Raw genomic sequence first — 6975 nt, forward strand, 5'->3', positions numbered from 1 at the left:
TGCCGGGCATGTCCCGGCATCGTCGTTCCGGGCGTCAGCGGCGCGAGGGCGCGGACGTCTGTCCGGCCGCTTCTTCCACCGCGTCGGGGCTGGTGCCCTTCATCGCGCGGTAGCGCTCCATGATGTCGGTGATCTCGACATCCAGTTCCGCGCGCTGGGTTTCGAAGCTGTGCTGGAGCCGACGCGTGCGGACCAGCTCGGCATGGCGCTGGCGGATGTTGGTGGCCAGCTCGGCCACCACCGGCCGCCCGGCCAGTTCCTGGTTGCCCGCCGTCTGCAACAGGCTGACGAGGCCTTCGCGCAGGCTCACCGCGTTGTAGCGCGCCGTACGCACGTTGTTGTCGACGATGGCGACGCGTTCGCTGAACACGCGCCGCAGATCCTCTTCGTTCCGGTACGACAGCAGCATGGCCGCATCGGTACGCCGCCGGGTTTCCGCCGCGGCGGCGTCCATCTGGCGCTGCTGCGCTTCGATGGCGGCATCGGCGCGCTCTTCTTCGGTCATCGCGCGGTCCACGCCACCGGTGCGCAATCCGCTGGTCGCGCTGATCTCTTCGCGCGCGGCATTGACGGCTTCGGCAGGCAGGGCGTCGCTGCAGACGCGCTGGCCTTTCTCCTGCCAACAGAACAGTTTCTTCGCGGGCGCCTTGTCCTGTGCCAGCGCCGCAGGCGCCACCAGGACGAGGGCCAATATCAGTGGCATGCGGACGGTCATGGCAGCCCCCTGCTGCGTCAGTCCTGGGTCGCGCTGCCGTAGCGGGCCCGATAGGCCAGCAGGTCGTCGCGATGGTGGACAAGGTCGGCGCTTTCACCGGCAAAAGCAAGCAGGTCATGCAGGCTGGCGACGGCCACGACCGGCACGCCGGTTTCCTCCGCCACCGATTGCGCGGCGGAGCGGCGGGCGCTGCCCGAGGCCGGTTCGCCCAGTACTTCCTGCCGGTCCAGCGCCACCACGATGCCAGCCGGCTGGCCGCCACCGGCGCGGATCAGGCCCAGGGCCTCGCGGATCGCGGTGCCCGCGGTGATCACGTCGTCGACGATCAGCACGCGGCGGTCTTCCAGCGGTGCACCGATCAGCAGCCCGCCTTCGCCGTGGTCCTTGGCTTCCTTCCGGTTGAAGGCCACCGGCAGGTCGCGGCCGCGGCGGGCGAATTCGCACGCCAGCGCGGTCGCCAGCGGGATGCCCTTGTAGGCCGGCCCGAACAGCAGGTCGAACTCCAGCCCGGCGCCTTCGACGGCATCGGCGTAGCACGCGGCCAGCCCGGCCAGGCGGGCACCGCTGTCGAAGCGCCCGGCATTGAAGAAGTAGGGACTCTGCCGGCCCGATTTCAGCGTGAACTGGCCGAAGCGCAGGGCCTGCGCGTGCAGTGCGAGCTGGAGGAAACGGGAACGGTGGTCGGTCATGGGGGCACGGACTGAACAGGATGGGGACAGGATAACCGCCCGGGCGTGCACGTCGCGCGGTGAAGGCGCCGGTTCGGGTACGCTTGCCCGGTTTCCGACGAACGTAGTGCACATGCGCATCATCAGCTTCAATGCCAACGGCCTGCGCTCGGCGGCCACCAAGGGCTTCTTCGACTGGTTCACCGCGCAGGAAGCCGACGTGCTGTGCGTGCAGGAGACCAAGGCGCAGGAACACCAGCTGGCCGGTCCCGAATTCCTGCCGGCCGGCTACAAGGCCTGGTTCCGCGACGCCAGCACCAAGAAGGGCTACAGCGGCGTGGCGATCTACGCGCGACGCGAGCCGGATGAGGTCCGCACCGCGCTGGGCTGGCCCGACTTCGACGAGGAGGGCCGTTACATCGAGGCGCGGTTCGGCGATCTGAGCGTGGTGTCTTTCTATATTCCGTCCGGTTCGTCGGGCGACGAGCGCCAGGGCTTCAAGTTCAAGGTGATGGACTGGCTGGCACCGGTGCTGGACGAATGGCGCCGCAGCGGTCGCCACTATGTGCTGTGCGGCGACTGGAACATCGTGCGCAGCCGGCTCGACATCAAGAACTGGACCAGCAACCAGAAGAATTCCGGTTGCCTGCCGCCGGAACGCGACTGGTTGAACGGCATGTGCGTGGACGAGGGCGGCTGGGTCGATGCCTACCGCGCGCTGCACCCGGAAGGCCAGGACTACACGTGGTGGAGCAATCGCGGCGCCGCGCGCGCCAACAACGTGGGGTGGCGGATCGACTACCAGTTCGTCACGCCCTCGCTGCGCGATCGCCTGAAAGCCTGCTCGATCTATCGTGAGCAGCGCTTCTCGGACCATGCCCCCTTCACGGTGGACTACACCTGATGACGACCTCCGCCAGCGAACGGCCCGGCAAACCCTCCGTCTGGCGCGCGTTCGCGCAGCCGTCGGCGTGGACGATGTTCTTCTTCGGCTTCGCCTCGGGCATGCCGTTCCTGCTGGTCGGTTTGACGTTGGCCTACTGGCTGACCGAAAACGACCTGGAACTGAAGAACATCACCCTGATCGCCAGCGCCGGCCTGACCTATACGCTGAAGTTCCTGTGGGCGCCGCTGGTGGACCGCTGGCGGCTGCCGCTGCTGGGACGGCTCGGCCAGCGGCGCGGCTGGCTGCTGCTCGCGCTCGTCGTCGTCACCATCGGCCTGTTGCTGATGGCGCAACTGACGCCGGTTCGGCTGGGGCCGTTCATAGGGATCACCCTGATGACGGCGTTCGCCGGGGCGACACTGGACATCGCCGTCGATGCTTACCGCATCGAGATCGCACCGCAGGAATCCCAGGGCGCACTGCTGGCGACGTACTCGCTCGGCTACCGAATCGCGTTGATCATCACCGGCATGCTGGCGCTGGTGATGGCCGATCACGTGCCATGGCCGCTGGTCTACCAGACCATGGCGGCCGTCATGCTGATACCCGTCGTTGCGGTCCTGATGTCGCGCGAACCCGAAGTCCTTCGCGTGCAGGTGACGACCTGGAGCGAAGGCTTGTACGTGGGTGTCGTGGAGCCCTTCCTGGATTTCTTCCGGCGCTTTGGCGCGGCGCTGGCGCTGGCGCTGTTGGCATTCATCCTGCTGGCGAAGGTATCCGACCAATCGCTGGGCGGCGGCATCATGGCGCCGTTCTACCTGGGCCAGGGCTTCACCAAGACCGAGATCGGCACGGTGTCCAAGCTGTGGGGGGTGTGGATGGGCATCGTCGGCGTCTTCATCGCCGGCATCGCGATCGCGCGCTGGGGCGTGAAGTGGCCGCTGCTTGCGGGCATTGTGCTGGGCGCGGTCAGTAACCTGCTTTATGTGTGGTTGATAGGCGCAGACGGCGATCTTTGGCGGCTGACGCTGGTGATCTCCGGCGAGAACCTGGCCCAGGGGTTCCAAGGCACGACGTTGGTGGCGTTCCTGTCGGCACTGGTCAATCAGCGCTTCACGGCGACCCAGTACGCGCTGTTTTCTTCGCTGGTGATGCTGCCTGGCAAACTGCTGGGCGCGGTGTCCGGCGGCATTGTCGAGCACACCGGTTACGGCGTGTATTTCTGGATCACGGCCCTGGTGTCGATCCCCGCGGTGCTGCTGTTCTTCTGGCTCGCACCGCGCATCCGGTTCGGTGGCGACCACGCGCCCGCCAGCGGGGTCGACAGGTCCGTGGGAACGGCGGCCGACTGAGCGCGTGCGTTACAGTCTGCCCATGGGGCATGCACATGCAGGGGACGGGGCAATGACCGACATCGTGCTGAAGGACGTGGATCCGATCCTGGCCGAGCGCATCCGGCGCGTGTCGCAGGCGCGCGGCTGGCCGATCCACGACACCATCTTCAATCTGCTCGAACAGGGCCTGTTCGTCTGTGAATCGGAGGTCCGTGGCGGCTTGAGCGACCGCGAAGTCAACGCGCTGGCCGACGCCATCAGCGCGTTGAAGGACGTGCCGCCCGGAAAGGGCTTCTAGGCCGGGAACACCGTGCCCAGCACGCGGCGACCGGCGGCGCCCGTGACCGCGGGCAGGTTGCCCGGCCGTCCCGCGAGCGTTTCCCGCGCAAGCCAGGCGAAGCCCATCGCCTCCACATAGTCCGGATCCAGGCCATGCGCCGTGGTGGACTCCACCACGGCCTGCGGCAGATGCGCCGCCAATCGCGCCATCAGCGCAGCGTTGTGCACACCGCCGCCGCAGACCAGCACCCGGCGGGTATCCGGCTGCGTCATCTGCAGCGCGTCGGCCACGGTGCGGGCGGTCAGTTCCAGCAGCGTGGCCTGCACATCCGCCGGTGACAGCGTGGCATCGCCGAGGCGCGCGTCGAGCCAGTTCAGATGGAACTGCTCGCGCCCCGTGCTCTTGGGCGGCGCAAGCGCGAACCACGGCTCGGCCAACAGGCGGGCCAGCAGCGCCGCATCCATCCGGCCGCTGGCGGCCAGGGCGCCGCCGGCATCGTACGGCTGGCCGGTATGGCGCTCGCACCAGGCGTCCATCAGCGCATTCGCGGGGCCGGTATCGAAGCCGCGCACGTCGCCCGCCACCGGCAACAGGGTGAAGTTGCCGATGCCGCCCAGGTTCAGCACCGCGCGATCCTCGTGGGGCGAGCCGAGCAGGGCGGCGTGGAATGCCGGCATCAGCGGTGCGCCATGCCCGCCCGCCGCCACGTCGCGGCGGCGGAAGTCCGCGACGGTGTCGATGCCGCTGCGCTCGGCGATCACGTTGCCGTCGCCGAGCTGCCAGGTGAACGGCGGGTTGGCATGCGGGCGATGGCGGATCGTCTGGCCGTGGGAACCGAGCGCGCGCACGCGGCCGCGGGGTATGGCGGCCTCTTCCAGCAGGGCGAGGGCGGCCTCGGCGAACGCGCTTGCCGTGCGGCCATCCAGCGATCCCAGCGCATCCAGTGAAACGTTGTCGGCGCCTTGGCCAAGGGCGACCAGCTGCGTGCGCAGCGCGGGGTCCCACGCAAAGGTGCGGCCGTGGACGAGTTCGCACCGCAGGCACGTCGTCGACGCCTGGAACCTGACGAGCGCGGCATCGATGCCATCGGCGCTGGTGCCGGAGATCAATCCCAGGTAGAGCTCGTCGGAAGCAGGTGTCGTCATGCGGGATTCGCGGACAAAGAAAAAGGCGGGACAGTGTCCCGCCTTTTCTGGCTTCCCGCCATGTGCGCGGCGATCAGCCCTTGCCGTTCTTCTTGCCGGTCGCCGGCTTGGCTGTCGCCACCGCCGTGGCGGGCTTGGCTGCTTCTTCCGCGGGGCCGACATCGGCGTAGATGATGTCCTCGACGGTGCGGATGCGTGCCAGTGCATTCGAGGTGTAGGTACGGAACGCGGCCAGCTGCGGGCCGGACAGCGGCTCCGGCGGCGGCATCGTCACCGACAACGGGTTGCGGTGCACGCCGTTGATGCGGAATTCGTAATGCAGGTGCGGGCCGGTCGACAGGCCGGTCGTGCCGACGTAGCCGATCACCGTGCCCTGCGGGATGCGCTGGCCCTGCTTGATCTTGCCAAGCCGCGACATATGTCCGTACAGCGTGGTGTGGCCACGGCCGTGATCGAGGATGACGGTGCGGCCGTAGCCGCCCTGCCAGCCGGCAAACTGCACGCGACCATCGCCGGCCGCCATGATCGGCGTGCCCGTCGACGCGGCGTAGTCCACGCCCTTGTGCATACGCATCGTGCCGAGCACCGGGTGGCGACGCGCGCCGAACTTGGAGCTCATGCGCGCGTACGGGATCGGCATGCGGATGAAGCTCTTCTTCAGCGGCCGGCCCGCGGCCGTGAAGTACTCCGGCTTGCCACCGGGGCGGGTGAAGCGGAAGCCCGAATGCAGCTTGCCGTCCACCGTGAAGGTCGCGGCCTGCACGGGGCCGGTGCTGATCAGCTCGCCCTCGCGCCAGGTCTGCTCGACCACGACGCTGAAACGATCGTCCGGGCCGAGGTCGGAGTTGAAGTCGATGTCGTACTTGAAGATCTCGTCGGTCATCGAATTGATGTTCGCCGACGTCAGGCCCGCCTTGCGCGCTGACCGGTTCAACGAACGACCCACTTCGCCGCTCAACACCACGGTGCGGGTCGTGGTTTCACGGGCGATGACCCGTTCGGTGACCTTGTCCGCTCCGACGACCAGTTCAACCCGGTGGCTGGGGTCGCGGTCGTAGCGCAGGGTGCGCAGGCCGCCGGTGACCGGCAGGTCGAAGGCGATCTCGGTGCCGGGCTTGAGGCGCGTCAGCGCCTTCTTGGCGTCGGCGTTGTCCAGAATGCGGTGCAGCGTGCCCGCCGGGATGCCCAGCTCCTCGAAGATCGACCCCAGGGTCTGCCCCGGCTTCACCCGCACGACCTGCCAGCTGTCGCCGGCGGTGCCGGCTTGGCGCGCGGCGGACAGTTCGGGCAGTTCGAGCAGAAGCGTGTTGCGGGGCTGGGACACCGGCGCCTGGATCGCGCTCGAGAAGCCCGGCACGATGGTGGCCATCATCACGCCGATCGTCGTGAACAGACTGGCGTGGATCCAGTGGCGTCGCGTCCAGCGGCCTTCGGGCAGGTGCCGTTTCACTTGCTGGTGCAGCGTGGTGTCGCGAAGCACCCCGAGGCGTTCGCGGAACTGTTGCTTGCGGCTGTTGCCGCCCCCATGAGTTTGCATCAAGGTTGCACCCCGGGGCCAAGGCGAAGCCCCAATCGGCGTACCATAGACACGCGAAGACTTCGCGTCAAACCATTGAGTCAATTGGATTTTTTGACTGGTATCACTATTTACTTTCTTTTAACGGTAACTTCACTTCACTGACTTGCCCTTCACGGGCCCCCTGATTGGAACTGCTCCCCTGTGTCCTCCGCTGAAGCTCTTGCCCTGATCGGCCGCGGCGCCGACGAAATCCTCAAGCCCGAAGACCTGGAGGCCCGCCTGAAGCTGGGCCGGCCGCTGCGCGTGAAGGCGGGCTTCGACCCGACCGCCCCGGACCTGCACCTGGGCCACACCGTCCTGCTGAACAAGCTGCGCCAGTTCCAGGACCTCGGCCATCAGGTGATCTTCCTGATCGGCGACTTCACCGG

The 6975-nt window shown here is 67.7% G+C and carries 8 protein-coding genes (1 of these 8 running past the window's edge); 4 read left to right on the plus strand and 4 right to left on the minus strand.

The window, feature by feature from the left end; all coding sequences use genetic code 11:
• Positions 1–34: 34 nt before the first annotated feature.
• Together ASD72_RS06440 and pyrE are read right to left on the minus strand one after the other, a co-directional pair.
• The gene (locus ASD72_RS06440) at positions 35–715 is read right to left on the minus strand and encodes a hypothetical protein (RefSeq protein WP_235577951.1); all 681 of its coding nucleotides are present in this window, start codon (positions 713–715) and stop codon (positions 35–37) included.
• A gap of 17 nt (positions 716–732) precedes the next feature.
• On the minus strand, positions 733–1404 hold the full coding sequence (gene pyrE, locus ASD72_RS06445) for an orotate phosphoribosyltransferase (protein ID WP_056879122.1): 672 nt from the start codon (positions 1402–1404) through the stop codon (positions 733–735).
• A 112-nt stretch (positions 1405–1516) separates the two neighbouring features.
• On the opposite strand from pyrE, the gene ASD72_RS06450 reads away from it, so the two are divergent.
• The 3 genes from ASD72_RS06450 to ASD72_RS06460 are packed head-to-tail and all read left to right on the plus strand — an operon-like array spanning position 1517 to position 3901.
• Positions 1517–2287: an exodeoxyribonuclease III gene (locus ASD72_RS06450; RefSeq protein WP_056879123.1), complete on the plus strand. Its 771-nt coding sequence runs from the start codon at positions 1517–1519 to the stop codon at positions 2285–2287.
• Positions 2287–3621, plus strand: coding sequence for an MFS transporter (locus ASD72_RS06455; protein ID WP_343123677.1), 1335 nt, complete (start codon positions 2287–2289; stop codon positions 3619–3621). Before ASD72_RS06450 ends, ASD72_RS06455 begins: the two co-directional genes overlap by 1 nt.
• Before the next feature lie 52 nt (positions 3622–3673).
• On the plus strand, positions 3674–3901 hold the full coding sequence (locus ASD72_RS06460) for a hypothetical protein (RefSeq protein ID WP_056879124.1): 228 nt from the start codon (positions 3674–3676) through the stop codon (positions 3899–3901).
• On the opposite strand, the gene ASD72_RS06465 is transcribed toward ASD72_RS06460, so the two are convergent.
• Complete coding sequence (locus ASD72_RS06465) at positions 3898–5028, minus strand: anhydro-N-acetylmuramic acid kinase (protein ID WP_056879125.1); 1131 nt, start codon at positions 5026–5028, stop codon at positions 3898–3900. The two genes, ASD72_RS06460 and ASD72_RS06465, sit on opposite strands and share 4 nt — an antisense overlap.
• 73 nt (positions 5029–5101) lie before the next feature.
• The gene (locus tag ASD72_RS06470) at positions 5102–6565 is read right to left on the minus strand and encodes a peptidoglycan DD-metalloendopeptidase family protein (protein WP_056879126.1); all 1464 of its coding nucleotides are present in this window, start codon (positions 6563–6565) and stop codon (positions 5102–5104) included.
• 183 nt (positions 6566–6748) lie between these two features.
• Between ASD72_RS06470 and tyrS the strand changes: the two genes are divergently transcribed.
• Positions 6749–6975: the 5' end (the start) of a tyrosine--tRNA ligase gene (tyrS, locus tag ASD72_RS06475; protein ID WP_056879127.1), read on the plus strand. 982 nt of this gene lie beyond the right edge of the window; only the first 227 of its 1209 coding nucleotides appear in the window; the start codon lies at positions 6749–6751; the stop codon falls past the right edge of the window.

This window comes from Pseudoxanthomonas sp. Root630, assembly GCF_001427585.1.
GTDB lineage: Bacteria > Pseudomonadota > Gammaproteobacteria > Xanthomonadales > Xanthomonadaceae > Pseudoxanthomonas_A.

Bases quoted from the DNA above. Each gene is read 5' to 3' on its own strand.
- ASD72_RS06440 (WP_235577951.1), bottom strand. From the start codon at position 715: ATGACCGTCCGCATGCCACTGATATTGGCCCTCGTCCTGGTGGCGCCT.
- pyrE (WP_056879122.1), bottom strand. From the start codon at position 1,404: ATGACCGACCACCGTTCCCGTTTCCTCCAGCTCGCACTGCACGCGCAG.
- ASD72_RS06450 (WP_056879123.1), top strand. From the start codon at position 1,517: ATGCGCATCATCAGCTTCAATGCCAACGGCCTGCGCTCGGCGGCCACC.
- ASD72_RS06455 (WP_343123677.1), top strand. From the start codon at position 2,287: ATGACGACCTCCGCCAGCGAACGGCCCGGCAAACCCTCCGTCTGGCGC.
- ASD72_RS06460 (WP_056879124.1), top strand. From the start codon at position 3,674: ATGACCGACATCGTGCTGAAGGACGTGGATCCGATCCTGGCCGAGCGC.
- ASD72_RS06465 (WP_056879125.1), bottom strand. From the start codon at position 5,028: ATGACGACACCTGCTTCCGACGAGCTCTACCTGGGATTGATCTCCGGC.
- ASD72_RS06470 (WP_056879126.1), bottom strand. From the start codon at position 6,565: ATGCAAACTCATGGGGGCGGCAACAGCCGCAAGCAACAGTTCCGCGAA.